This is a genomic window from Bacillus sp. m3-13 (assembly GCF_000175075.1).
Taxonomy (GTDB): domain Bacteria; phylum Bacillota; class Bacilli; order Bacillales; family Bacillaceae_I; genus Sutcliffiella_A; species Sutcliffiella_A horikoshii_C.
This window is the reverse complement of the sequence record NZ_ACPC01000044.1, coordinates 20,871-46,437: the sequence shown is the minus strand read 5'-3', so window position 1 is coordinate 46,437 and position 25,567 is coordinate 20,871. Positions and strand designations below refer to the sequence as shown.

At 41.2% G+C, this 25,567-nt stretch carries 25 protein-coding genes; 5 read left to right on the top strand and 20 right to left on the bottom strand.

Annotation, left to right across the window (positions count from 1 at the left end; translation table 11 throughout):
- Window positions 1-3: 3 nt before the first annotated feature.
- Window positions 4-402: a fluoride efflux transporter FluC gene (locus tag M313_RS0117920; protein ID WP_010198434.1), complete on the bottom strand. Its 399-nt coding sequence runs from the start codon at window positions 400-402 to the stop codon at window positions 4-6.
- Between the two features lie 97 nt (window positions 403-499).
- Window positions 500-1,564, bottom strand: coding sequence for an SDR family oxidoreductase (locus M313_RS0117915; RefSeq protein WP_010198433.1), 1,065 nt, complete (start codon window positions 1,562-1,564; stop codon window positions 500-502).
- Between the two features lie 168 nt (window positions 1,565-1,732).
- On the opposite strand from M313_RS0117915, the gene msrA reads away from it, so the two are divergent.
- Window positions 1,733-2,860 (top strand): peptide-methionine (S)-S-oxide reductase MsrA, encoded by a 1,128-nt coding sequence (gene msrA, locus M313_RS0117910; protein WP_010198432.1) that lies wholly within the window; start codon window positions 1,733-1,735, stop codon window positions 2,858-2,860.
- Between the two features lie 292 nt (window positions 2,861-3,152).
- On the opposite strand, the gene proC is transcribed toward msrA, so the two are convergent.
- The 3 genes from proC to M313_RS0117895 all read right to left on the bottom strand — a co-directional run bounded on the left by proC (window position 3,153) and on the right by M313_RS0117895 (window position 6,481).
- Window positions 3,153-3,968, bottom strand: coding sequence for a pyrroline-5-carboxylate reductase (gene proC / locus M313_RS0117905; RefSeq protein ID WP_010198429.1), 816 nt, complete (start codon window positions 3,966-3,968; stop codon window positions 3,153-3,155).
- Between the two features lie 84 nt (window positions 3,969-4,052).
- The gene (locus tag M313_RS0117900) at window positions 4,053-5,054 is read right to left on the bottom strand and encodes a sodium:calcium antiporter (RefSeq protein WP_010198426.1); all 1,002 of its coding nucleotides are present in this window, start codon (window positions 5,052-5,054) and stop codon (window positions 4,053-4,055) included.
- Between the two features lie 161 nt (window positions 5,055-5,215).
- Window positions 5,216-6,481, bottom strand: a complete 1,266-nt coding sequence (locus M313_RS0117895; RefSeq protein ID WP_010198423.1) for a hemolysin family protein — start codon at window positions 6,479-6,481, stop codon at window positions 5,216-5,218.
- Window positions 6,482-6,683: 202 nt separating this feature from the next.
- Between M313_RS0117895 and M313_RS0117890 the strand changes: the two genes are divergently transcribed.
- Window positions 6,684-7,652, top strand: a complete 969-nt coding sequence (locus M313_RS0117890; RefSeq protein WP_010198421.1) for a ring-cleaving dioxygenase — start codon at window positions 6,684-6,686, stop codon at window positions 7,650-7,652.
- A gap of 64 nt (window positions 7,653-7,716) precedes the next feature.
- Here the strand turns inward: M313_RS0117890 and M313_RS0117885 are convergent, their stop codons facing one another.
- Genes M313_RS0117885 through M313_RS26825 form a run of 5 tightly spaced genes read right to left on the bottom strand, consistent with a single transcriptional unit; the run spans window position 7,717 to window position 9,152 of the window.
- Complete coding sequence (locus tag M313_RS0117885; RefSeq protein WP_010198419.1) at window positions 7,717-8,445, bottom strand: DUF1538 domain-containing protein; 729 nt, start codon at window positions 8,443-8,445, stop codon at window positions 7,717-7,719.
- Window positions 8,442-8,627 (bottom strand): DUF1538 family protein, encoded by a 186-nt coding sequence (locus M313_RS26840; RefSeq protein WP_326929617.1) that lies wholly within the window; start codon window positions 8,625-8,627, stop codon window positions 8,442-8,444. Before M313_RS26840 ends, M313_RS0117885 begins: the two co-directional genes overlap by 4 nt.
- Window positions 8,617-8,778: a DUF1538 family protein gene (locus M313_RS26835; RefSeq protein ID WP_326929616.1), complete on the bottom strand. Its 162-nt coding sequence runs from the start codon at window positions 8,776-8,778 to the stop codon at window positions 8,617-8,619. Before M313_RS26835 ends, M313_RS26840 begins: the two co-directional genes overlap by 11 nt.
- On the bottom strand, window positions 8,711-8,872 hold the full coding sequence (locus M313_RS26830; RefSeq protein WP_326929615.1) for a DUF1538 family protein: 162 nt from the start codon (window positions 8,870-8,872) through the stop codon (window positions 8,711-8,713). The genes M313_RS26835 and M313_RS26830 overlap by 68 nt, the downstream gene beginning before the upstream one ends.
- On the bottom strand, window positions 8,811-9,152 hold the full coding sequence (locus tag M313_RS26825; protein ID WP_029326579.1) for a DUF1538 family protein: 342 nt from the start codon (window positions 9,150-9,152) through the stop codon (window positions 8,811-8,813). Before M313_RS26825 ends, M313_RS26830 begins: the two co-directional genes overlap by 62 nt.
- Before the next feature lie 145 nt (window positions 9,153-9,297).
- Here M313_RS26825 and M313_RS0117870 point away from each other — a divergent pair, with 145 nt between their 5' ends.
- Both M313_RS0117870 and M313_RS0117865 read left to right on the top strand, forming a co-directional pair.
- Window positions 9,298-9,477, top strand: a complete 180-nt coding sequence (locus M313_RS0117870; protein ID WP_010198417.1) for a hypothetical protein — start codon at window positions 9,298-9,300, stop codon at window positions 9,475-9,477.
- A 78-nt stretch (window positions 9,478-9,555) separates the two neighbouring features.
- Window positions 9,556-10,449 carry a GNAT family N-acetyltransferase gene (locus M313_RS0117865; protein WP_010198414.1) on the top strand — a complete coding sequence of 298 codons (894 nt, stop codon included), beginning with the start codon at window positions 9,556-9,558 and terminating at the stop codon, window positions 10,447-10,449.
- Window positions 10,450-10,461: 12 nt separating this feature from the next.
- Here the strand turns inward: M313_RS0117865 and M313_RS0117860 are convergent, their stop codons facing one another.
- From M313_RS0117860 to M313_RS0117850, 3 genes are all read right to left on the bottom strand, one after another.
- Window positions 10,462-11,463, bottom strand: coding sequence for a DUF3231 family protein (locus M313_RS0117860; protein ID WP_010198412.1), 1,002 nt, complete (start codon window positions 11,461-11,463; stop codon window positions 10,462-10,464).
- Between the two features lie 103 nt (window positions 11,464-11,566).
- The gene (locus M313_RS0117855) at window positions 11,567-12,418 is read right to left on the bottom strand and encodes a VOC family protein (RefSeq protein ID WP_010198410.1); all 852 of its coding nucleotides are present in this window, start codon (window positions 12,416-12,418) and stop codon (window positions 11,567-11,569) included.
- 766 nt (window positions 12,419-13,184) lie between these two features.
- Entirely contained in the window at window positions 13,185-14,606 is a 1,422-nt protein-coding gene (locus M313_RS0117850) for an alanine/glycine:cation symporter family protein (RefSeq protein ID WP_010198408.1), read from the bottom strand.
- Between the two features lie 356 nt (window positions 14,607-14,962).
- On the opposite strand from M313_RS0117850, the gene M313_RS0117845 reads away from it, so the two are divergent.
- Complete coding sequence (locus M313_RS0117845) at window positions 14,963-15,145, top strand: hypothetical protein (protein ID WP_010198405.1); 183 nt, start codon at window positions 14,963-14,965, stop codon at window positions 15,143-15,145.
- 212 nt (window positions 15,146-15,357) lie between these two features.
- Here the strand turns inward: M313_RS0117845 and M313_RS0117840 are convergent, their stop codons facing one another.
- The 7 genes from M313_RS0117840 to nikB all read right to left on the bottom strand — a co-directional run bounded on the left by M313_RS0117840 (window position 15,358) and on the right by nikB (window position 25,565).
- Window positions 15,358-17,421, bottom strand: coding sequence for a sigma-54 interaction domain-containing protein (locus tag M313_RS0117840; protein ID WP_029326576.1), 2,064 nt, complete (start codon window positions 17,419-17,421; stop codon window positions 15,358-15,360).
- Between the two features lie 73 nt (window positions 17,422-17,494).
- Window positions 17,495-18,664: a beta-aspartyl-peptidase gene (iadA, locus tag M313_RS0117835; protein WP_010198398.1), complete on the bottom strand. Its 1,170-nt coding sequence runs from the start codon at window positions 18,662-18,664 to the stop codon at window positions 17,495-17,497.
- A gap of 27 nt (window positions 18,665-18,691) precedes the next feature.
- The gene (locus M313_RS0117830; protein ID WP_010198397.1) at window positions 18,692-21,073 is read right to left on the bottom strand and encodes a cyanophycinase; all 2,382 of its coding nucleotides are present in this window, start codon (window positions 21,071-21,073) and stop codon (window positions 18,692-18,694) included.
- A complete protein-coding gene (locus M313_RS0117825; RefSeq protein ID WP_010198396.1) occupies window positions 21,046-22,065 on the bottom strand; it encodes an ABC transporter ATP-binding protein in 1,020 nt (339 codons plus the stop codon). Before M313_RS0117825 ends, M313_RS0117830 begins: the two co-directional genes overlap by 28 nt.
- Window positions 22,062-23,045: an ABC transporter ATP-binding protein gene (locus M313_RS0117820; protein WP_010198395.1), complete on the bottom strand. Its 984-nt coding sequence runs from the start codon at window positions 23,043-23,045 to the stop codon at window positions 22,062-22,064. Before M313_RS0117820 ends, M313_RS0117825 begins: the two co-directional genes overlap by 4 nt.
- Before the next feature lie 15 nt (window positions 23,046-23,060).
- Window positions 23,061-24,620, bottom strand: coding sequence for an ABC transporter permease subunit (locus M313_RS0117815; RefSeq protein WP_010198394.1), 1,560 nt, complete (start codon window positions 24,618-24,620; stop codon window positions 23,061-23,063).
- Between the two features lie 21 nt (window positions 24,621-24,641).
- Window positions 24,642-25,565, bottom strand: a complete 924-nt coding sequence (gene nikB, locus M313_RS0117810) for a nickel ABC transporter permease (protein WP_010198392.1) — start codon at window positions 25,563-25,565, stop codon at window positions 24,642-24,644.
- Between the last annotated feature and the right edge of the window lie 2 nt (window positions 25,566-25,567).

Here is a 25,567-nt window from a genome sequence, read left to right as displayed (position 1 = left end):
TCCCTAACTGTTTAAGCCAGAAGCTAAATGTTTTTTAGATAATGAATGTCCTAATAAAAGCCCGAGGAAAGCGAATAAAAGTCCACCAACAATGGACGAGAATAAATAGATAGTAGTTATAAAAATGGTAGACTGCGCCTCTAACATAAATGCATCAGCAGCCAACGTAGACATCGTCGTAAAACCACCACACAAGCCAGTCCCAAACCCAACCTTTATATATTCCTTACCTTCTCTACGCATCATCCACCCTGTAAAAGTCCCTAAGACAAAGCTTCCCACAAGATTTACAAAAAGTGTTCCTAACGGAAAAGCAATCTCTACAGTACTTACAGTTATTGCATACCTCAGCAACGTTCCGACTGCTCCACCAATAAAAACCGCTAAAATATTTTTCACCACTATACTGTCACCTGCTTGATTGAGTTGTTGCACTTATTATAAACAAAAAAAGAGTGAAAGCCTATACATCGGCCACCACTCCTTCCTTGCAACTTAATTATATTTCTACCTTTTCCTTTTCTGGTTCAAAATAGGCGCGGATTATAATTTCCAATATCTCCTTCGTCATATTCAAATGAGAGATAGGACTATCTTTTAAAAGTTTTTGTGTATTGCGATCCACAAATGAGATACTCCGATCAAGATATGGACCAAAAACGTCTATTAAACTATTTAACTGCAGCTCCACTGGTGTTAAGTAAAAGCTTGTACCTTTCTCATAAATGCCAAGTGAACGGAAGTCCAAATGCGCTTTTATCGTCTCAAGTATTTCCCTGTTGGTCGGCGGTGCAGGATTTGTAACATTGTAGATTGTGTTCTTTTCCGCTTGTTGAGCTGCAATCGTTAAAATATCGGCTACATAATCAACAGGTACCAGATTGGATGTACCGTCTTTGGAACCGACTAGGTGAACTTTTTCTTCATAGCTCTTGCGTTCCAGTTTACGTTTAAAAACCTCGAGGCCTCTCATAAATCCATAAAGGGTAAAGTTGGAGTCCGCTTCACCTGTCTTAGAATCTCCAACAATGATGGCAGGTCTAAAAATGGAAACGTCCATTTCACCCTTATATTTCATTACTTCATGTTCTGCAAGAGCCTTGCTTTCCTCGTATGGATTGTTGAAGTCCTGTTCAAGATTATAAAGTTCTTCCTTACCTGAATTGGATACTCCCACTGTATAAGCGGTGCTCACATGGATAAATTTCCCCACTCCCATTGAGGCAGCAACTTCTAAGGCGTGTTTCGTTCCTTGGTAATTCATTTCCATGAGTGTATCCCGTAAATGATGATCAAATTTGACTAAAGCTGCAAGATGATAGAAAATATCAATTTTATTAGTAAGCGCAACTAATTGCTCGGTAGAAAAACCGAATTTTGGTTTAACAATATCCCCATTTAGAATGGTAACCCTATCTTGCAGGGAAAGTGGCAAGTCTTCTTTTAAAGCATTCGCTTTTTTGATGTTTCTAGCTAATATATAGACTGTATGCTCTCCTTCCAAGAGGTTGCGAATCAGCCTTCCCCCTAAAAATCCAGTAGCACCAGTTAAGAATATATTCATTGAAGTCCTCCATTGTTGAAGATGATTTTCAATCAAATCTATTACAATAGTAATACAGATTGTACACGAAATCAAAACATGGAAAAATTTGAAGAAGCATATCATTTGTAGAGGTCTGTGAAAGGCTTACGTTATAATTGAAATAACGACATATTAAAGGAGTCTGTGATGAGTAAAAAATTCTGGGGTTTACTTCTTGTAATCGCTTGCCTTGCCGCCTACTTCTTTATACCCAAAATGTATGCAACTGTAACACAAAAATCAGCCGGCAGTATGCCTTATGAGCTTGAGGAAAGTGAAAATATTGCCTATGCCTCTTTTGCTGGCGGCTGCTTCTGGTGTATGGAACCGCCATTTGAAAAGCTCCCTGGTGTGTACGAGGTTGTTTCAGGCTACACCGGCGGAAACGTGGAAAACCCAGCCTACAACGAGGTAACGACTGGTGAGACAGGTCATGTGGAGGCTGTCATTGTTTCTTATAATCCCGATGTCATAAATTATGAAACCTTATTGGACGTTTTCTGGAGACAAGTCGATCCGACTGATGACAAGGGACAATTTGTCGATAGAGGAACACCTTATCAATCTGGAATCTTCTATCATAATGAAGAGCAAAAGCAACTCGCCGAACAATCAAAAGAAGATCTTAATGCTTCTGGGCGTTTTGATCAACCAATTGTGACGGAGATTACGCCAGCAGAAACCTTCTATATTGCAGAAGACTATCATCAGGACTATTACATTAAAAACCCGGTTCGCTATGATTTTTACCGAGATAACTCAGGACGTGACGATTTTCTCGATGAGGCTTGGGGTGATGATCGCAATATAACTCCACAAGTAGAAGATGATGGCACAACCCTTCTCCATTTATCCAAAGATGAATTGCGTTCGGTTTTAACTGCTGAACAATATTATGTCACGCAGGAAGATGGAACAGAAGAACCGTTTAATAATGAGTATTGGGACTTTGAAGGAGAAGGCATTTATGTGGATTTAATTTCTGGAGAAGCATTGTTCAGCTCTACCGATAAATATGATTCTGGAACGGGATGGCCGAGCTTCACAAAGCCTTTGGTTCCAGAAAATATAGTGGAGCTTGAAGACCAGAGTTTTTTCTCTGTACGAACTGAAATTCGCAGCAAATTAGGCAACGCTCACTTGGGGCATGTTTTCGATGACGGCCCTGATCCAACCGGCTTAAGATATTGCATGAACTCCGCCGCCCTCCGATTTGTCCCAAAAGAACAACTCGAAGCAGAGGGATATGGTGAGTTTTTGGAGTTGTTTGAATAAGTAATAAGCCCACTCTACCTTTGGGTGAGTGGGTTTGTTTTAAGAGAAAAAGTATAGAATCCTGTTGATTTCCGTTCCAGGCGCTTCGCTTGCCTGCGGGCGGTCCGTAAGCCTCCTCACTTCGTTGCGGGGTCTTACCTGTCCCTTCCTCCTGCGGGCGTCTGCGCGCCTTCCACTCCAATCAACAAGGTTACTGTGTTCACATAAGGATTAATACAAGATTCCTAACCGAGTAAATTGTTAACCATTAACGTTTATTCAATGTAACTCCTAAGGTTTGGGACCATTTTTCTTATTTGGCATTTTTCAGTCTTTTAGACTTTTCCGTACATGCTTCCATTGCAGATACCACTGCAGACCGGAAGCCTTGCTTTTCCAAAGTCGTGACAGCTTCAATCGTAGCACCACCCGGTGTACACACATTATCCTTCAGTTCCCCCGGATGCTTACCTGTTTCCAGCACCATCTTCGCTGCCCCTAGAACAGCCTGGGCAACCATGGTATATGCCTGATTACGAGAAATTCCTTGTTGCACCGCTCCATCAGCTAAAGCTTCAATGAACATATACACATAGGCCGGCGAGGATCCACTAATAGCCGGCACAGCATCCATCAGTTTTTCAGGCAGCACCTCCGCTTTTCCGAAGCTTTCAAAGAGACGGATGACCTCTTGCAGTTCTTGTTCATTTACTTCATCGTTAGCACAAACTGCGCTCATACCTTCCCCGACTAATGAAGGTGTATTCGGCATCACCCTAACTGCTTTTATATTTTTACCGAAAGTTGTCTCAAGGAAATCAAGCGTTATGCCCGCAGCAATGGTTATAATGACGGCCTCACTGTTGACTACATCCTTAAGTTCTTCTATTACTGCTTTGTGAAGATCCGGTTTCACAGCTAAGATGAGCATGTCTGCTTTTGCTGCTACTTCCCTGTTTTGGATAGTTGTTTCAATCGCGTACTTATCTGCAATTTTGTCTACGGTTTCTTTTGTTTTTGCACTGGCGAATATCTGGTTTACTGGTACTAGCTCTGACTTTACAAGTCCACCAATTATAGCCTCAGCCATCTTTCCGCTACCGATAAAACCAATTTTCTTTTTTAACATTATGTATCACTTCCTATACGTTCTGCTTTGAATTATATAAAAACCATACACAGAAAGCTACCCATATTCATGGATAGCTCTAGGTTATGGACTAACAAACAAATAGATGCTGTTCGCCACATATAGCGCAATTATCGCTAACGATATGATGAGATAGCTTGGTGCTTGCTTAACTTTTGTTCGATGAAGCATGGTATATAAAACAATCAGGTTCATGATAATGAGAGTGATGGTGGATACATAGTGGAACAATTCCACCGATGAGAGCAATAGCCCTCCTCTGTAAAATATATCTGAACTGCCAAGTACAAATAAGTTGAAAAGGTTACTTCCCAATACACTACCGATCGCTAGTCCTGGATTTCCAAGACGAACTGCAACGATACAGCTTACCACTTCTGGCAGTGAAGTAGTGATGGCAATCAAAAACATCCCGACAAAACTTGATCCTAAGCCAGTGAGTTCTCCTATTCTGTCTCCTGTCACTGTTAGGATGGTTCCAGACACCATTATTAGAAAACAGCTAAGTACAAAAAAGGACACAGTCTGTTTCATCGAAATAGCCGAGTAATCGATTTCTTTTTTTGCCTTTGTCGTATTTAGTGGAGCATCTGGTACTTCCGGAACCTCTAGTTTAGAGAGGAAAATCATCCCAAGTACATATCCAGCTAAGAGCAAAATTGAATCCAAACCAATCCCGAACACTTGAAACCCTGATTTTATATGAAGACCGACCAAAAGATAAATGGACAAGATCAGTCCGACGAGCGCCGTAAAAACATGCTCCTTCGTCTTATGCTGAAAAATTCTTTTCTTAATAAAATAAATGTTGATAAATGCCAAGGTCAGCATATTGAAAAGGTTGCTTCCGAGAATGTTACCTAGAATAAGATCCGGGTTGTTGATAATGGCTGCGGTATAACTTGTCGTGATTTCTGGTAGGGACGTTGCTCCTCCAAGTAGTGCAGCTCCCAAAAATGCGCCACCTTTAATGGATTTTTTGCTGATGATATCCGCATATTTAGAAAGCTTAACTGCAACCCCAACCGTTACAATTACACTGATGATAAATAATATATAGACCAAGTTTACATTCCTCTTTCCTTAATTTAGAGCATGACTTAATTTCCCTCAAAAGTGTGGGTTTTAAAGCGACAGATATTGGTATTGTTTCCATTGGGTATTCCCTTATTGATAGGATGTAAAAACATAAAAAGCCCTGGCAATATGCCAGGACCTTCATTAGGTTATGCAGAAAAGACGAAATCAACGTTTTTTTCCACAACTACTTTTTGGATTCGATGCTTTTTCACTTCTTCTATGTGAATGACGAAGCTTTCACACTCCACTCTTTCTCCCTTTTTAGGAAGATAGCCGAGCATATCTGAAATCCAACCACCTAACGTGTTAGCGGTGGATTCAGATACTTCAAGTTGTAGCAGCTCCGTAAATTCTTCTACAGGGAGACGCCCATCCATACGAAACTTCAATTCATCGAGTACTTCCACCAAGTTTTCGTTTTCATCATGCTCATCCCAGATTTCCCCGACAATCTCTTCAATAATATCTTCAATCGAGATAATACCTGCCGTTCCTCCATACTCATCAAGCACAATGGCCAAATGATTTTGTGAAGTCTGCAGCTCTTTAAGGAGATTAGATATTTTGGCAGATCCGATGACAAAAAACGGACTGCGTGCAATTTCTTTTAATGAAAAGTTAGGATTCTGAACATATTGCGCAAAGAAATCTCTATGTGAAATAACTCCAGTAATGTTGTCGATGGATCCTTCATATAAAGGTAAGCGTGAATATTGTTCTTTTATAAAAATGTCTTTAATTTCTTCAATAGACGTATCCTCTGAGATAGCTACTACATCTGGCCTTGGAGTAAGGATATCTTTCACGACGATATCATCAAACGCTATGGCATTATGCAGCAGTTCTCGTTCTTGTGTGAGAAAAGTCCCTTCTTCCTCTCCGATTTCGACCATCGCAATTACATCTTCTTCTGTAACAGTAGGTTCCTCCTTATCTGCTCCAAGGAGTTTTTTGATCCCTACTTTCAGTTGGACGAACAACCATGTAATCGGATAAAAGAGTTTCATGACTGTCATTAAAGAAGCAGATATTAAAAGTAAATATTTTTCTGCATATTGTTTAGCTAAAGATTTCGGCAAAATCTCCCCAAAAACAAGGACTACTATCGTAATAATCGCTGTCGTGATTGCTAGCGTACTGCCATCAGGGCCGTATAGTTGCGTAGCAATGTTTGTAGCTATCGCTGCCATTGCTATGTTGACAATATTATTACCTATTAGGATTGTAGAAACACTTTGATCAAAGTTTTCTGCCATGTTTAATGAGCGTTTTGCTCTTGCATTGTTGTCTGCCTGATTACGAAGCCGAACTTTGTTCACGCTCGTAATAGCCGTTTCAGATGCCGAAAAATATCCTGATAATATTAACAATGCCCCTAATAAAATTATCGAGTCATAGGGTATACTATCCAAGTTCTCATCACTCTCCTACATATATATATTATAAATATATTTTGAAATGGAGAATTTAGCAATAAAAAAGCAGAAAAACACAGAAAAATTTTGTATTTTTCAAATTATTCTTTGCTATTGCGGAAGTGAAAAAGTCATGATATAATTATCTTTAATTCGAGATATCTTAATTTGAGTTAAATAATTAGTAGGAGTGATACCTATGGAATTATTGGGTTTACACCACGTTTCTTTATTAACAGCTAAAGCAGAAAGAAATTTTCAATTTTTCACAGAGGTTCTTGGCATGCGACTTGTAAAAAAGACCGTAAATCAAGATAACACCTCCTCCTATCATCTATTTTATGGTGACGCAGAGGGAAATCCAGGAACCGAGATCACCTTTTTCGATATTCCTGGCTTAGGCAGAACCCATGAAGGAGTTTCAAGCATTTCATCTACTTCTTTACGTGTGGCAACCACCGAATCCTTACGTTTTTGGCAACAGCGATTCCAGACATTTAACATAAAACAGGAAGAAATAAAAAGGCGCGCAGACAGAGACACTTTGGCATTTGAAGATTACGAAGGAACAAAGTTATTGTTAGTGGCTGATAACGGAGAAAAAGGTGTTCCAGCCGGGGTTCCCTGGGAAAAGAAAGACATTCCAAAAGTGCATAGCATTATTGGTCTTGGCCCTGTAACGTTAACGGTTAAATCTGCCCTGCCGACCACAAGCATCTTAACCAATGTGCTTGGATTTCAACTTAAAGGGTCATATCCTTCCCTAAAAGGGGATTTCCCTGACATCGAAATATACACCACTGGGGAAGGCGGAACAGGAGCTGAAGTGCATATTGAAACAAGGCCAGATCTTCCAGCTGAAAAAATAGGTCGAGGCGGCGTACATCATGTAGCGTTCCGGGTTCCAAATCAAGAGGAGTTTCAAAAGTGGGTACAACGAGTGAGGGAAACCCGCCTCCCGAACTCAGGAGAAGTAGAAAGATATTATTTTAAGGCACTATACTTCAGAGAGCCTAATGGTATTCTATTTGAACTATCCACAGACACTCCTGGATTCAGTGCAGACGAGCCGTTAGAAACGATGGGAGAAAAACTTGCTCTGCCTCCGTTTTTAGAGCCAAAAAGAGCAGAAATTGAAGCAAGTTTACGACCTCTTGAAATAAACTAAGTAGAAAACGGAGCTGAAATCGACTAGTTGATTTCAGCTCCGTTTTATTTATGCCACTCAATTTCTATCCCTTCTCTTCCACTTCTTTTTTATAAATAATTCCTAACACAAGAACAGAAATAATGGGGGCAAGTGCTACAAGAGCAATCATTCCAAAACCATCAGTCAGGGGATCACTTCCCTCTGTAACAGATGCAACTCCTACCGCCATAGAAAGAATAAAAGTAACCGTCATGGGTCCAGTTGCAACTCCGCCAGAATCAAAGGCAATACTGACGAAGATTTTTTTGGTAAAAAACAGAAGGATAAATGCGATAAGGTAGCCTGGAATGAGGTAATACCAGATGGAAAAATTGAACTGAATACGGAGCATGGCCAAAGCGATAGCTACCCCTACTCCTACAGACAGCGTCAGAAGCATTGCTTTCTTGGAGATATAGCCTTCCGTGACATCGGATACCTCTTTATTCAGTACTCTAACAGCAGGTTCTGCTATCGTAGCGACAAAACCAAGAACAAAGCCAATAGGTATTAATATCCACGAATGGGTCATCTCGCCAAGACTCTCTCCCATTTTCTCTCCTACTGGCATAAATCCTATATGCACCCCTTGGAGGAATAACACAAGACCTATGTAGGAAAACCCGAATCCAAGCAATATTTTCTTTAGTTTATCCCAGTTCAGTTTCAAGAAAATAAATTGAAAAACGAGGAAAAAAACTAATAACGGCACTAACGCGAAGGTTACCTCAAGAAGCAGTCCTCCAAATCCCTTAAAAATGTCGTGAATCATTGATAAATCACCCCCAAAAGCAGAACTGCAAGTATAGGTCCAATGGAAGCCAGTGCAACCAATCCAAACCCTTCACTCGATGATTCATCCTTTCTCATCACAGACGCGACACCGACTCCCAAAGCCAGGATAAACGGGACGGTAAGCGGACCTGTGGTCACACCTCCAGCATCAAATGAAATCGGAACGAATGTCTCTGGAGTAAAAAATCCTAGAAGAAAAACAAAGCAAATATGCAGGCATTATAAGGTAAGGCAGTTTAATCTTATAGATGGTTCTTACCATCGCAAGCGCCACAAATATCCCAACTCCAAGCGCAACGGAAAGTATCAAAACAGTCGAGGTGATTTTTCCCCTCCGATACTTCATCCACTTGCGTTGCCAACACCCTTACATCCGGTTCTGCCACAGTGACGGCGATACCCAACAATAGCCCGACAACGATGATTAACCACTTCTTCTTTGGTTTTTGGAAGGGCCTTTCCAATCATGTCCCCAACAGGTAAAAGTCCTATGTTGACACCCATGAGAAAGAACATCAATCCAAATGTCACCATTAATAGTCCTATTAAGAATAAAAGGAACTTCTCAAGAGGAAGTCCTATTAAAAAAATCTGAAGTAAAATGATTACCGCTGATACTGGTAAAATTGCCAGAAAAAGATTCTTTGACTGAATCTTTAATATCCTCCATTTCCTCACTCCCACTCATCTATATCTCTTTTTATCTATTTACCCTATTATTCCTATTACATAACTGAACAATGTTCAATGAAAAGAAATTTTTTTGAAAGCGCTGACAAGTTTAAGCCTATACACATATAGTGTTATCAAAGGGAAAGGAGGGTGTTATATGGAAAGAATTATTCTTTTTTTCGCTGCCATGCTAGCAGGTTTTGCGCTTCTTAGAGTACCAATGACTGGAACGTTTGCTGCTCTTGAGCCGATCACTACTATTCTTGGCGTCGTGACTGTTCTAGTATTCTCACTTGCCTTAATCTATAGAGGGGTACGAAACCTCATAAATCGCTAAATTATGTTATAATTTTTTATAATCTAAAAAATCCCAGAGGCGTGCACACTCTGGGGTTTTTTAATTGGGAGTGGTGAAATGGAAGAATCTGTAATCTCTTGTCCTTTGAGTCAATTAATAGAAGAAGTGGCAACATTTATCGCAAAACTCAATAATCAGTCCAGTAGTCATATCGGATATTGCGGCAAACAACAACAGGAAATCTCAGCTTACCTGCAAAAAGAGCTTACAGATGTACCCTTCGAAAGAGCCTTCGTTTTAGCCTTTAAAGAAGAAACTTTGATCGGGTTAATTGGGTTTGATGCTGATTTTGAGCAGAAATCTGCAGAAGTATGGGGGCCGTTTGTAGAGGAGGATCATCAAGATCAAGCAATATATTTATTCAAGGATATGTTGCAACTTATCCCTCCAGAGGTGGAAAGACTTTACATGTTCCCAAACAAGGAGAATGAAACAGCAATTACAACCGCAGCAAACTTCAACTTCTCAAAACAAAGCGAACAGGCTATTTTAATTATGAGAAGGAACGACTATTCGGCCTCTCAAGTTTCTAAGCTGTCCTTTCTTACAGAGCAACGCAACGGAGAGATGATACGCCTGCACAACCTGGCCTTTCCAGATACATATTATACTGGAGAAAAAATCATTAATCGGATTAATGAACACCAGAAAGTGTTTTGTTATATGAAAGATGACAAATTAGCAGGGTACATTTATGTAGAAGTGGAACCTGAATTTTCGGAAGCAAGCATTGAGTTTTTTGCAGTGGATAAAAGTTTTCGCGGACAAAGCATCGGTACGGAACTTTTGAAAGGTGCGGTTTCTTGGATTTTTTCATTTAAAGAAATTGATGAACTTCAACTGTGTGTGAATTCAACCAATAATCATGCAATACGTCTTTACCAAAAGGCAGGTTTCAAGCTTTCTGATGAGCTTTATTTTTTCCAGAAGGAGCTGAAGGTCCCAGTATGACCTTCAGCCTCTTTATTCTTGCAGCTTCTCTCGGTCCACTGATTGCGGAGGTTGTTCCATCCATCCTCTTCTAATCAGCATCTCCAATCCATCCTCCCCATATTTGGCTACATCCAACATAATCGTGGAATAGTGCATCGCAAGGTCTTTCCGCATCGCAGTGGACATGGCATATGCAAGCAAGTATAATCCGGCAGAACTTGTGGTTGTAATCAAAAATAAGATTAGCTTATCAGAAAAGGGGGAAACGGTTGAATCTGTTACCTCAAGACTGACAGGGATATTTCCTAAGTGGTCCTCATCTTTCAGCACCTTATTGAAAATATCCACTTGTTTTTCCGCAAGTTTCTTCCCTTCTTTTAAATATTCCTTTATCTCCTGGTCCCTCATGACTTGAATTAATCCCAATAACATGACCATCCCAATATAGTTACGTTCAATCACATAAAATATTTCCCCGAGTTCCATCACATTCAGGGGCCTTTTGTCACCAAACCAAGCACCAAGGATTGTTTGCTGCTCTTTGATGTATTGTACATTTTTCGGATAGGGGACTTTGGGTGGTCTGTCATAAATCCCCTTCGCAAGCATCAAATCTAGTGCATTTCTGTAATGTTTGGTTGAAGTTTTTAAACATTCACTAAAAAAAGCAACCACATCACCTCTTGCTACCTTTGTCAAAACTGAAGCATAATAGGGCACTGTCATCTGCCCCACCCTATAGGCAAAACTCAGCGCAAAAAGATCTGTATACAATGGAGGAGCGGAGAGATTGACATCTTTATCGGAAAATCCATCTGGCACCGGGAAGCCTTCCTTAATAAAAATTTTCTCCATTTCTCCATTGTATCTTTCTTCTAAGTACAATGACTCCTTTACAATTCGCTCAATCTCTGTGTCTTCCACCTGCTGAAGAAAATGCTTATAAAAGCAAATCGTTGCGCTGTTCTGTATGTATGTTGTCCATAATGCCGCAATCTCCGGCGTTGTCAGTTGTATGTTATGTTCCTTCATAGAATACTCCCATTGTAAACGTAGTTGTCTTTAAGATGTGTTGTGCTTCCAATATTTATACGACATAAAAAAACAGACCCCTTTTTAGAAGTCCGTATGACGGTTAATTCAATTTAATTCTATTTCCTGATGGATCCATTGCAAAATATTGGCCATCTATTATTTCTACTTTATAACCTAAAGATGTTAGCCTTTCAACTGCAGCGAGCTTCTTTTCTTCACTTGAAAACACCAATGAGAACCATACAAGACCTACTGAATTCTCTTCTGGTGCAGGTGCTCCAACTCCATTCCATATATTCAACCCGATATGATGATGGTATCGTTCCGTTGAAATAAACAAAGCTTGGGCTCCGTAACGCGTGACAACTTCAAACCCGAGCCCTTTTGTGTAAAACTGCTCGGTATCTTTTAGTTCAGAAACATGAAGGTGTATATGGCCCATGACTGTTTCTTTAGGAAGACCATCCCATAAGGTATCTTGCCCCTCTTTTAACAAGTCTTCCACATCAAGTGCTATCGATGCCATCTCCACTTCTGATCCGTTCCAATTCCATTCCTCTGCCGGACGGTCCCTATAAATTTCAATCCCGTTTCCATCTGGATCCGCCAAATACAATGCCTCACTTACAAGGTGATCTGAAGCCCCTTGGAGGCGGACACCTTTTGCTATGAAATGGTGTATGATGCTACCAAGATCTGCCCGTGTTGGCAAGAGAAGCGCAAAATGATATAAGCCGGTGGTGCGTTGCTGCTTTGGCTTAATATCATTTGGTTGTACGATAGTCAACAACGGCGTATGCCCATTTGCCGAGAATACCGCTTGAGATTCTGTTTGTTCTAATAGTTTAAAACCAATTGTGTTTGTATAAAACTCTATGGAGTGGTGAAGATTTTCTACATTTATCATGACATCCTGCACATATGTGGTAGGACTTTGATGGAAGTGTTTCATATATAAGTGCCTCCTTAGCTCTTTACTTTGAAGTTAAATATCTTGAATTAAAGATATTTTATCACATTTGTTTCTAGATTGATATAACGACTTATCTTTATTGAGCAGAAATTAGAGTAAGGTGAGACCATACCAGCCACACCTTACTTAATAATCTACTATACGAGTTGGTTTTCCTCTGGCACTTTGGTCCAAAGATCCTCTGTTCCGACTGCCCGCTTAATTGTATTTATTGCACCTTGATGCAGTCCCTCATGCCAAATAGCAAAGCTCAGCAGCTCTCCAGGCGTTGTAAGCTCATATTCTCCTAATTTGAATGGCTGATGAATTCTTTCTTCCAGCTTACCTGCAAAGTCTTTTTGAATACGAATACGAATGAAGGCTTCTCTTGTTTTATCTCCATGACACAGAGGTATTCATCACAGCGATGAAGACTTCTCTTCTCCTTTTTCCTCATCACGCAGGTCTTCATCACGGTGATGAGGACATCTCTACTTCTTTTTCCTCGTCACTCAGGTCTTCATAACAGCGATGAAGACTTCTCTTCTCCTTTTTCCTCGTCACGCAGGTCTTCATCACGGCGATGAGGACATCTCTTCTCCATTTTCCTGGTCACTCAGGTCTTCATCACGGCGATGAGGACATCTCTTCTCCTTTTTCCTGGTCACTCAGGTCTTCATCACGAGGAGGAAGAATTGGTTTGTAATTTTCCACAAAAAAGCTACAGGATCACCTAGATCCTGCAGCTACTTCCACCAATTTTCTCTTAAGCACCTTTTTCCTCAACACTTGCCGGCTCATCTTCCCAGCATTCCGTATTTTCTAATCCCTTAATGTTACTCGCATAGAATACTGGATCTTTTCCTTCCTTACGCTGCTTCATGTAATCCTTCAAAACAGCAAGAGCAATCTTCCCGATAAACGCCAATGCTACAAGGTTGGTGATCGCCATCAATGCCATGAATAAATCCGCAATATTCCACACCATGCTCAGGCTCGCAACAGAACCAAAAACGGTCATTCCAAGTACCGCAAAGCGGAAAATCATGATGGCTGTTTTGCTTTCTTTGATAAACTCAATATTGGATTCTCCATAATAATAGTTTCCAATGATCGAACTAAAGCAGAATAACAAAATTGCGATAGCGATAAAAATACTTGCCCAAGGTCCAACATGTTCTGCTAGCGCCACTTGAGTCAACTGAATACCTTCCATCTCTTCCCCACCAGGAATCCCTGCAAGCAAGATGATGAAGGCTGTTGCACTACAAATCAAGATAGTATCCACAAATACTCCAAGCGTCTGAATGAACCCTTGTTTGGCTGGATGACTTACATCCGCAGTTGCCGCTGCAACCGGAGCACTACCCATACCTGCTTCATTGGAGAACAGACCGCGTTTTACACCATTCATAATGGCAGCACCAATACCGCCGGCTACGGCTTCGTTCAGACCGAAGGCACTTGAAACGATGACGCCGATCAATCCTGGTACTTCTCCAATGTTAATTGCAATAACATATAGCGCAAGCAATAAATAAGAAACAGCCATAACTGGTACAACAACTTGCGATACCTTGGCAATTCTTTTTACTCCTCCAAAGATAACCATTGCTACGATTGCTGTGAGAACTAACCCGAGCACTAAACGATTCACTCCAAATGCTTCGTTAAATGCAACGGTAATAGTGTTCGCCTGGACAGATGTAAATGCCAATCCAAAGCAAAATGTAATTAAGACAGCGAATAGAATACCCATCCAACGGGCTCCCATTGCCTTTTGCATATAGTACGCTGGACCGCCCTTAAAGCCACTCTTATCCTTTACTTTATAAACCTGTGCGAGCGTACTCTCAATAAAGCTTAATGACGCACCAAATAGGGCAACCACCCACATCCAAAATACGGCACCAGGTCCTCCAAGCGAGATGGCAATCGCTACACCGGCAAGGTTACCTGTACCAATTCTAGTTGCCGCACTGATACAGAATGCTCCAAAAGAAGACACTCTATTTTTAGCTTCATTTGATGTTGGGCTTTCTTTTAATAACCGAAACATCTCTCCCAAATGTGTAAACTGAACAAATTTTGATTTCAAAGAAAAATAGATTCCTAGGCCAACTAATAATGCAATTAGAACATATGACCAAAGAATATTATTACTCCATTCAATAATTGTGTCTATCATGCTGTTCACACCTTTTCTTTAAGATTCGTACACACTTGCATTTTTGGTAACGCTTCCAATATTTGTTTCCTATAAAAGTATTTAATAGAAAAGCTTTAAAGTTTTCCTATTAAATACTTTTATCACTGAATCTGTTATTATTACAGACCAGTTAATAAAATTCACAAGTGTTATATAATACTTTTATAACTTTATCACTATACTAAGATAGTTTCAACAATAATTATTGAATTACATACTTTCTCTATTTTCAAAAAACAATTCTTTCTATAGAAACCCAATAAATTCTTATTACCTTTCTTTGCAGAAATGGTTTATACTAAATTTACTAATATGGACCATTAGGAGGAAGTTATATGACAGAAAGCAACGAACCAAAGAAGATCAGTCTGCAAGAAGCGATGAAAAAGCAATTAGAAAATAAAAAGAAGCAGGCAGCAGGCGGCAAAGGAAACTTCAACGGAGCACAAGGAACACAAAAAATGAAAAGCCAGCAAACAAAAAAACCAAGCAACACCAGAAGAAAGATGGGCGTCTAAAAAGATTTAAAGTATTATATACCTTCAGTTGATTGGAGTGGAAGGCGCGCAGACGCCCGCGGGAGGAAGGGACAAGTGAGACCCCGGAAGGCGAAGCCTGAGGAGGCTCACGGACCGCCCGCAGGCAAGCGAAGCGCCTGGAACGGAAATCAACCGTATAATGTGCTTTCTTTTTTATATTAAAAAGCCAGTAAGTGGATGAATGATTCCACTTACTGCCTCTTTTTTATATGGAAGGTTTTTTCACCGAATACAGTCAACTTTGTCCCTTGCCTGCCCCGCTTTTTCTCAATCAACCCCATCTTTTCTAAAGTTTCTAGCCTTGACCGCACTTGTTGCTCCGTTAAGAATCTCCCGCCACTTCTAGTTGCTTTTGAAATTTTCACCCGGCTGACCGTTTCCCCAGTCCGTTGTAGTTGATAGATGATTTCTACTAGGTTGCTCAATTCTTCATTCAAATCTTGTTGAATGTACGGAAGTTCAGCTGACTCCAGCGTAACGGCTACTTCTTTCATGCCCTTTCTTGCTTGCTGGAAAAACCCTTCATTCGGTATATCTTCTACCTTGATCGTATTTTCCTCGCATACTGCGAGCATATAATCGAGGGTGTTTTTTAGTTCACGGATATTTCCATACCAGTCGTAATGTTTGAGTCTCTCTAATACTTCAACCTCCAATTTAATTGTTGGTTGATCGCTTTGTTGAATGAAATGATGAATAAGGTGAGCAATGTCTTCCTTTCGTTTGCGAAGAGCAGGAAGCTGCAAGAACAAGACTTTTAATCGATGGTATAGGTCTTCTCTGAATTTCCCTTCTTCCATTAACGAAAGCAAGTCCTTGTTTGTGGCCGCTACCACTCGAACATCTACAGGAATGATTTTGTTGCCACCTATGCGAAGCAATTCTTTTTCCTGAAGTACACGAAGCAATCTTGCTTGGACCTTCAAGCTGATATCTCCTATTTCATCTAAAAAAATGGTCCCGCCATTCGCCTGTTCAAAAAGACCTTTTCTTCCGCCTTTTTTTGCCCCAGAGAATGCACCTTCTTCATATCCGAATAGTTCACTTTCCACAAGATCTTCTGGAAGAGCACTGAAATTGACAGCCAGAAATGGACCGTTGCTGCGAGAAGAGGCATTGTGGATGGAGCTGGCAAACAACTCTTTCCCTGTACCGCTTTCTCCTTGAATAAGAATGGTCAGTTCTGTTTTGGCAAGCTTGCTTGCTATTTCCTTTGTACGTAGTAATTCTGGGTGACTACCTACTATATCCTCGAAAAGATACTTCCCGTAGAATCCCTTTTTCACCAACTCTCTTCTCAATTGTTTTTCCATTTCGATTGTTTCACTTGCATCCTTAAATGTGACGACAATGGTGCCTTGAGGATCTATCATAAAACGATGAATCATAAAGTTCATAGAGTTGATGGTAAAATAACCGTCTGCTTCTTCTTCTCGTTTGTTCATAATGAAATCATATAGGGTGCGGTCAGATATCACATCACGAACATGTCGGTCGACCGCTTTCTTCATTGGTATTCGTAGGAAACGCTCCATTATTTCATTGAAGACTGTAATCCTTCCAAGCTGATTAATGGCCAAGATACCGTCATTCACTCCATTTACGACCTTTTTCAGGTGATCACTGATTTTATTGGCTTCCTGGTTTGCGTCTCCCAATCTTTTACTCAATCTTGTAATGGTACTTATGTATTTGCTTGACACTTGATCTTGCTTTTCTTCTAGAAGGCCTAGTCTATTCAATATCGTAATAATCGTAGTAATATCGATGAGCCTTGGACCTATATTGATAACTTCTTCTACATAAGGAGGGACAAGGTCCAGTTCGCCTGGCGTGATAGCTATCTTTATATGTTCTTCTTCCTTTTTTCCTGGAAAATAAGGGATTAATTGAAGATGATTGATTCCCAGGATTTCAAAGGAAGAGATCGCTTCTTGGACCGTTTCCGGAAAATCATTCACATAAAGGACTTTCTCACCTCTTGCGACACTGTATATTTTGTCAATATTAAGAAAATTAACGATGCGTCTCGCTACTAATACCGTACAATTGTCACCGATGTAATCTTTGGCTTCCTCCTCTATTAGATGGGAGGATAAAATAATCAGTTGATTGTGAACCTTTGTTACTTTGTGGGCATCAACGGAATAGCTGCGAATCCGGATAAAATCGCCGATAATTTCGTTCAATTGGGTATCAAGTGTTCTTCTCGTTTCTTCAGACCCGGCCAATAGCGTCAGTTCCTTTGCTTTCATTCCCAACCTCACACCTCCGTCTATAGAAAAACACTGTCCTTTTTCAGCAACAGTGTTTTTCTACTATTATAGCTTACTCGAATGTTCCTTTTACAAGCAGTTTTTTATTCCACATCATTTTTTGACCAAGTGCGATGACAGACTCAATTTCATAGGAAGCGTCATTCAAAATAACCAGATCGGCGTCCTTCCCTACTTCAAGCGTCCCTTTGGAAGCTAAGCGCAATACTTTAGCAGGGTTCTCTGTAATAACCTTCAAAGCATCTGCGGGCAGTATTCCTTCTTCTATGATGGCATCTTTCACTTCTTTATATAAGGAAGTGACCCTACCCAATTGCAAACCAATGAATTCCCCATTTTCATCAAACTCCGGCAAGCTTGCCTGGCCGTCTGAAGAGAATGTAATATTACCGATCGGCACGCCTTTATCGAGCATTTCTTTCAAGCCGACACTGCATTTCGTTTCACCCTGTTCAAGAAACTTGGCAATACTTGAAGTGGTAAAGTCCACATAGCCACCTTTTTTTGCATGTTCCATTCCCGCTTCAAACAACTCCCGGTTCCGATTGATATGTGTAGGCAAGAACTGGCGGATAGGAATATCTGTTTTTTCGATGACTTCATCGAGAATCGAGAGCTTACTCTCACTATCTCCAAGATGCATATTAACAATTCCCGCTTTACCAGAAAGCATTCCGCCGACACGTGCAGCAGCAGCTATTTTTGCAATTTCTTCATAATTGGGTTGAGAAGAGCGGTGGTCGGCAATCGCTATCTCCCCGACTCCGATAATCTCTTCTATTAAAATAAGGTCATCTTCAATCATTCCAGTTAGCGTTTTAACAGGAACCTGATAGGAACCTGTGTGAACATAACAACTGATACCTTCCTCTTTTAACGCTTTAGCTTTTGCTATAAGGCTTGTCATTGTCCGGGTGGTACCATCTGTGCCAATAACTCCAACAAGGGTTGTGATTCCGCCTTTAATCGCATCCGACAGTACAAGTTCAGGGGTGCGGGTTCGATAACTTCCTTCTCCTCCGCCGCCCATGATGTGGACATGATTATCAATGAAGCCCGGTATGATAAGTTGACCTGTTACATCAAGCACTTCAATATGTGCTGATTCTACAAATTGAATGTTATCCTCTATTGCCGCAATCCTTTTATCGACGATCAGTATATCTTTTTTTCCTAGATAATCAGGACTGTAAACGGTCCCGTTTTTTAATAACTTAATCATGTAAGAAGTCTCCTTCAGTTTTTCATCCTATTCCACCCAAAGTGATAATCTAATATTTGTGACCGTTCCTTTTTTATAAGATGCTAAGGAATCAGGAATATAATCTTCATCACTTTGGTAGTATTTTGAAACATCATCCTTTGCCCATTGTAACGCAAAAACCGGGTCAGATGCATCACCTTTTACCATGGTCTCCTGTTCCGCTTCCGAACTATTGGCAAAAGAAAGCAGGGATTTGGTAGATTCATACTCTCCTCCGAATAGATTAGGGCTTTGGTATAGTGGATTTTCACTTCGATCCACTTCTTGTTTATTTCCAGCAGGGACGACTTCTTTCGTGACCATGTTGAAGGTATCCCCTTCAGTCAAGTAATGCACGAAGACATCTTCTACTTCAAATCCTGGTGTTGTACCTTTTCCATTGAAGGACGCACCACTTGCATCGAGAATCCATACCCCATTCTCACCTACCACTTCTCCTATGTCCCCTTTTATTTCAAGGGCAGTCCCCTCATCCAAGCCTACTCCAATTTCATGACCTGTATCTCGCATAGCGACAAGTAACCGGCCAAGTCTACCACGCATATCAAAGTGCGTATCGGTCAGGATGTTTTCAACAAGGCCAAGCCCTGGTATCTGAAAATTGTTGTCTTTAAGGGTTGGATCAAGAAAGCCTGTCAGCGGTACATCAGCGACGGTTTTCACTTCAGTATCATTGATGACTAGGGCTTCAAAACTTCTCCCAACACCAAACATCGGGTTACTCATCACATGTGCACCTGCACTTGTCCCGGCTACCACCCCACCATTATCGTGGACGTATTGGATCGCTTCCAGGAGAGGAGTCGGTGTTCCATCATCTTCAAGCAACGACCTTGCATGCTTCATCTGGTCTCCTCCTTGAAGCATGACTGCATGACTGCTTTTCACAAGATTAACGAAATACTCGTTATAGGCGACAAAGTCGAAAGTGTCTATTGCAAGCGGTATATACACCGGTTCAAAGCCTCTGTTCCTAAATTCCGTTTCAAGGGCTAAATATGGTCCATCATCAAGATGATAATGGTCATATGCAACGTCTACCGAATCTCTGGAACTATTAAAAATAGCGATTCTCGGGCGCTCGACACCTGCCGCTTTTCGAATTGCGTTGAAATATTCATCCGTATCCCCTGTCGTACCTCCAGCAGGAAGCAAGGTTCCAACACCGTCCCCGATAGTTTCCAAAGGCACTGGCATCGTGTTGGTATTGATCATTTTAATAGATTTACTAGATCCAAGAACCTTTTCTTCACTCACTGCTGTCACATAAGCATAATATAACTCATTACCTAGTGTATCGCCCTCAATCGTTTTTTGATCAGGAGCAAAAGACACCGGTTTATTTCCAATTTCATTTATTGATAGTAACTTCCCTCTATTTTCGCGTTGCAATTCTTTAAGGAATTCTAAATCCCCACCATTAATAAGAGGCTCCACTAGTTTCGTCAGTCCTTTTGAAGAGTAGGATAAGAAATAGTGAGTGACTTTTTCGTCATCTGCTTGTTCAAAACTCACTGAGTAATTCTCAATATTTTTCCCGCTACCAAACAGCTCTAGATTATTAGGATAAGGATTAATGCTGATGGTTCGGTCTGCCTCTGTCATTCCCAAGACTCCATCCTCTCCAAGTGTTGCTGCATATGCATGATAATCGCCTACATTTAAAGGCTTTCCAGTGATCACATCTACCTGCCCTGATCTAAAGGTATTCCCCACTCCATCCGCGTAGCTCAAATTGGTAATTCTATAGAGTTTGTCTTTATTCTCTCCCTCTTCCTGAGAGGTCAGATGCTGTTCTATTTGTTCCGCTGTCAATCCCTTCATATAGTCCCAAACTTCGTAAAAATCTTTTTTAGAATAGAACATCAAATATGCCTTAACACCATCCATCACTTCCGCCTTTTGAAAGCCCAGCTGGTAATCTTCTATGACGGATCCATCCCCGTTTTGAAACAGCGTAACATCTTTCAAATCATAATCTGGACCTTTTTCAATAAATAGAGTGTACGTATCCTTTATCCCCTTAGGAGTTGCAATATCAATTTGTACCCTTTCCTTACTTGATGGCACCTCTACTTCCACTACTTTGCGATGGTTCACTCTTTCCCCATTTACTGCCACCTTGGCATTAACAGCTAAAGGAGTAATCGACAACATCAGTTTGTCTTCGTCTGTTTTCACAATATAATCTTTTACCTCTGCACTAAACTCACCTTCGAGCTGCCCATTAAGGACGAGCAATTCCTTTAAGTCCGTATGATGGACAAGAGAAGGCTTTGCATAACCGCTAGTTGCAGGAAATATTAAAGCACCACATAGCAAAACAGCCAGCATCTTCGTTACACGTTTCCACTGCTTTCTGAACATGATGATACCTCCATTGTATTATTTTCCAAAGAATATAAGTGACAGGCGACATGGTGACCATCCGAGTGTTCCAGTAACCCAGGGCGGTCCGTATGACAATGCGCCATCACTTTTGGACATCTTCCTACAAACGCACAGCCTTTGGGCGGATCTACCGGAGAAGGCACGTCTCCTTGAAGAATGATTCTTTCCTTCCGCTCCCTCGGGTTCGAAATCGGAATGGCATCAATCAATGATTCTGTATAAGGATGAAGCCTTTTTTCGAAAATTTTATCCGCTTCTCCAATCTCTACAATCCTTCCTAAATACATCACTGCCACACGGTTGCATAAATGTTGAACAACACTTAAATCGTGAGAGATAAATAGATAGGTCAGCCCAAATCCCTCCTGCAAATCTTTTAATAGATTCAAGATTTGCGCTTGGATGGATACATCAAGAGCTGCCACCGGTTCATCGGCGATAATTAATTTTGGTTTTAAAATAAGGGCCCGGGCAATTCCTATCCGTTGCCTTTGCCCTCCTGAAAATTCATGGGCATAGCGATGAAGGTAGTTTTTATTCAAACCACACACCTCCATAATATCTTCCATCAGCTTACGTCTTCTGCTTCTTTCCACACCATGTGCTTTTAAGGGCTCAGCCAAAATTTGCTCCACTGTCAGTCGCGGGTTAAGAGATGCATATGGATCTTGAAAAACGAGCTGCATGTCTTTTCTTCTGCTTCGCATCTCCTTTACAGACAACTCCTGCAAGTTCTCGTCTTGGAAAAGAACTTCCCCGTCTGTCGTCTTTAAGAGCTGGGCAACTCCTCTGCCAGTTGTCGATTTCCCGCAACCGGACTCTCCCACCAATCCAAGCGTCTCCCCTTCATTAATTGTAAAAGAAACACCGTCTACTGCTTTGACATGAGAAGCAACTTTTTGTCTTATGCCTTTTTTTATTGGAAAATATATCTTAAGGTCTTTCACTTCTAATAGCGGTTTACTCATACAGTCACACTCCTATCTGCATGAAGCCAGCACCTGCAGGAATGACCTTTCTTTACTTCAAGTAATTCGGGGTCCTCTTCCCTGCACAACGGGATCGCCTTACTGCAGCGATCAGCAAAACGGCAACCTTGTGTAATTGTACCAGCCAACGGAACCTGTCCCGGGATGGAACGCAGTCGGTCCCGTTTTTCCCCAAGCTTTGGAATCGACTCTAACAGCCCAATCGTATAAGGATGCTTAGGGTTATTGAACAATGTATCTACATCGGTCTCCTCCACGATTTCTCCTGCATACATGACAATGACTCTGTCACACATTTCCGCAATCACTCCAAGGTCATGGGTGATCAGCATGATAGCCGTGTCGGTTTTCTTTTTCAAATCCTTCATCAAATGTAAAATTTGCGCCTGAATAGTTACGTCCAACGCCGTTGTAGGCTCGTCTGCAATTAATAACTTAGGTTGACAAGCAAGACCCATGGCGATCATCACACGCTGACGCATCCCACCTGAGAGCTCAAAAGGATACGCTTCGTAAATTTGCTCTGCACGTGGAATCCCAACAAGTTTCAACATGTCTATCGAACGCTCTCGTGCCGCTTTTTTTGTTATGTCATTATGTAAAAGCAACACTTCGTCCAATTGCTTTCCAATGGTAAAAACAGGGTTAAGGGAAGTCATCGGCTCTTGAAAGATCATGGAAATCTCATTTCCTCTAATTTTCCGCATATCCCTTTCCTTCTTTTCCAACAGGTTTTCTCCTTGATAATGGATGGAACCACCTGTTATTTTCCCTGGAGGTGAAGGCAAGAGCCTCATGATAGATAGGGATGTGACACTTTTCCCACAGCCAGATTCCCCTACTATACCAAGCGTTTCTCCCTTGTGTACGTCAAAAGATATCCCGTTTACCACCTTCAACTGCTTTCCATCACTCTTGAAGCTAACCTCTAGATCTTTAATTTCAAGCACTTTTTCCATCTATGTTGCCACCTCCTACTCTTTTAACTTCGGATCAAGCGCATCTCGCAATCCATCTCCTAATATATTAAAACTCAAAACGGTAATGACAATCGCCAGTCCTGGAAAGAACGTGGGATGAAACACATTACCACTGTTGTCCTTAGCTGCACTTAACATAGACCCCCACTCAGGAGCGGTTATGTCCCCGCCTAATCCAAGGAAACTTAGGGCTGCTCCAATTAAGATTGCCACCCCGATCCGCATCGTCAAATAAACGATAACCACTGACAATGTTCCAGGGAAAATATGCCTCATGATGATGACGCTATCCTTCACACCGATTGATTGCGCTGCTTCAACATAGGTCATTTCTTTTAACGCAAGCGTACTTCCGCGAACAATTCGGATAAAGATAGGGATGGTAAACACCGCCACAGCAAAAATGATATTTGTCAGTCCTGCACCAAGGAATGCAATAACCGCTATTGCGAGTAATATCCCGGGGAATGCTAGTAAAATATCAGTAAAGCGCGTGATCATACTATCAATTCTTCCACCATAATAACCAGCTATCAATCCAAACGCTGTTCCAATGAAAGCCCCAATAGCAACCGAAACGAAACCGATGATAAGAGTCTCCCTTGTCCCCATGACCACTCTGCTGAAGATATCCCTGTTCTGGTGATCTGTCCCAAAGAAATGAGTGGAAGAAGGCGGTTGATGCTTATAGATGTCTACTAAACTCACTTCTGTTGTTTCCGGTACGATAGAAACCAGCTTAGGTGTCATTTCTTGGACAGCTACCGGTAGATGGACAACTGTAGAAACTGAACCCGCTACAACTTGAATCAGCGCGTCCCCTTTTCCTTTTAACGTGACAAGTCCTTCTTGGGAAACTGTTGCCAGTTCCTCATCCAGTGAGAGAAATTCCACTCCCGCATCACTTTCCTCAGAACTCCCTGCTGACACAAAGCCGGTGCCTTTAATTTCTCCTTCCTTATCTTCTTGTCCATCGAGCAGGAAGGCATCTAATTCATCTAGGTCATTGATAGAGGTCCCGTCGGACATAATCGCCTTAAGTTCAACTGTATACCTATCACCAATTTGCATAATTTCATTTGGCTGATCTGCTTCTATCCGAACAATGCTCGGCTCTTTCGCTTCTGTATCGCTTGATACGTTTACCCCAACGAGTGACCTAACTCCCTCACTCTCAATAAATGCGTTGGTAGTCCCAGAAGTATTTGCTGTAATTGTCACGCCGTCTTTCATTCTTCTGATGGAAGCAATTCTTCTATCTTCACTTTCCACTTTCACATTCATAAATTCTGCGCCGGTAATTGTGCTTCCATCACTCAGCATTCCGGTTAATTGTATACGTTTGCTTGTTAGATCTTCGGAATCAATGCCTTTTTCTTCGTATTGCAAAGTAACGGGGCGATACGGATCAAAAGGGGCAATCCAAGAACCGAAAACGCCAACAAGCACGATGAAAGCTACAATGATAAATGCGACAAAAGCAAATCGCTGTTTGATGAATTTATGAAGAAACACCTTGAAAGGAGAATACGAGGTGTGCATTTTTTTGCTCATAGATTTGTGTCTCCTTTACTATTAATCGTATCTAATTTGAGGGTTCAAAAATCCGTAACTAATATCTACTAATAGATTGACTACCAGAAACTGAAAAGAGAACAGTAAAATCAGTGCTTGAATGACCGGATAATCCCTCGCTAGAATGGAGTCAACAAGGTATGATCCCAGTCCAGGCCAAGCAAATACTTGTTCCACTACTACAGCTCCCCCAATGAGGAATCCAAACTGAAGACCAGTCATGGTCACAACTGGGATGAGTGCGTTTCTTAGCACATGACTCCACACTACAACCGATTCTTTCTGACCTTTTGCTCTGGCAGTCCTGACATAGTCCTCACGCATTACCTCAAGTACACTTGACCTTGTAAATCTTACGATGGTAGCCGCTACCCCAAATCCTAAGGTGATGGACGGGAGGAAAATGTGAGCGAATGTTCCGCTTCCACTTGTTGGAAACCAACCCAGTTGCACCGCGAATATCTGCATAACCATCAAGCCGAACCAAAATTCAGGCACACTTAGAGCAGTAATCGCAGATACCATTCCAAGTCTGTCCCAAACCGTATTTCTTTTGGTAGCAGAAATAATCCCCACAAAAATTCCAATAAGGATTGCCCAGAACATCGCAAGCATCGTCAAAGTAAATGTAAAACCAAAACGCCTCATGATCTCAGATGACACTTCCGTTTTTGTCCTGTAAGAGGAACCGAAGTCCCCTTGTATCAACATGTTGTACATATAAGTTCCATACTGGACTATAAGCGGTTGATCAAACCCTTCCTTCGCTCTCAATGTTTGATATGTTTCCTGATCCAATTCCGCTCCGTACATGATGCGTATAGGGTCCCCAGGAGTTAAGTGAACAAATAGGAAAGCAATAATTGTAATGATAAGTAGAATTGGAATCATGCCAATAATTCTTCTGACTGCAAACTGAATCATAC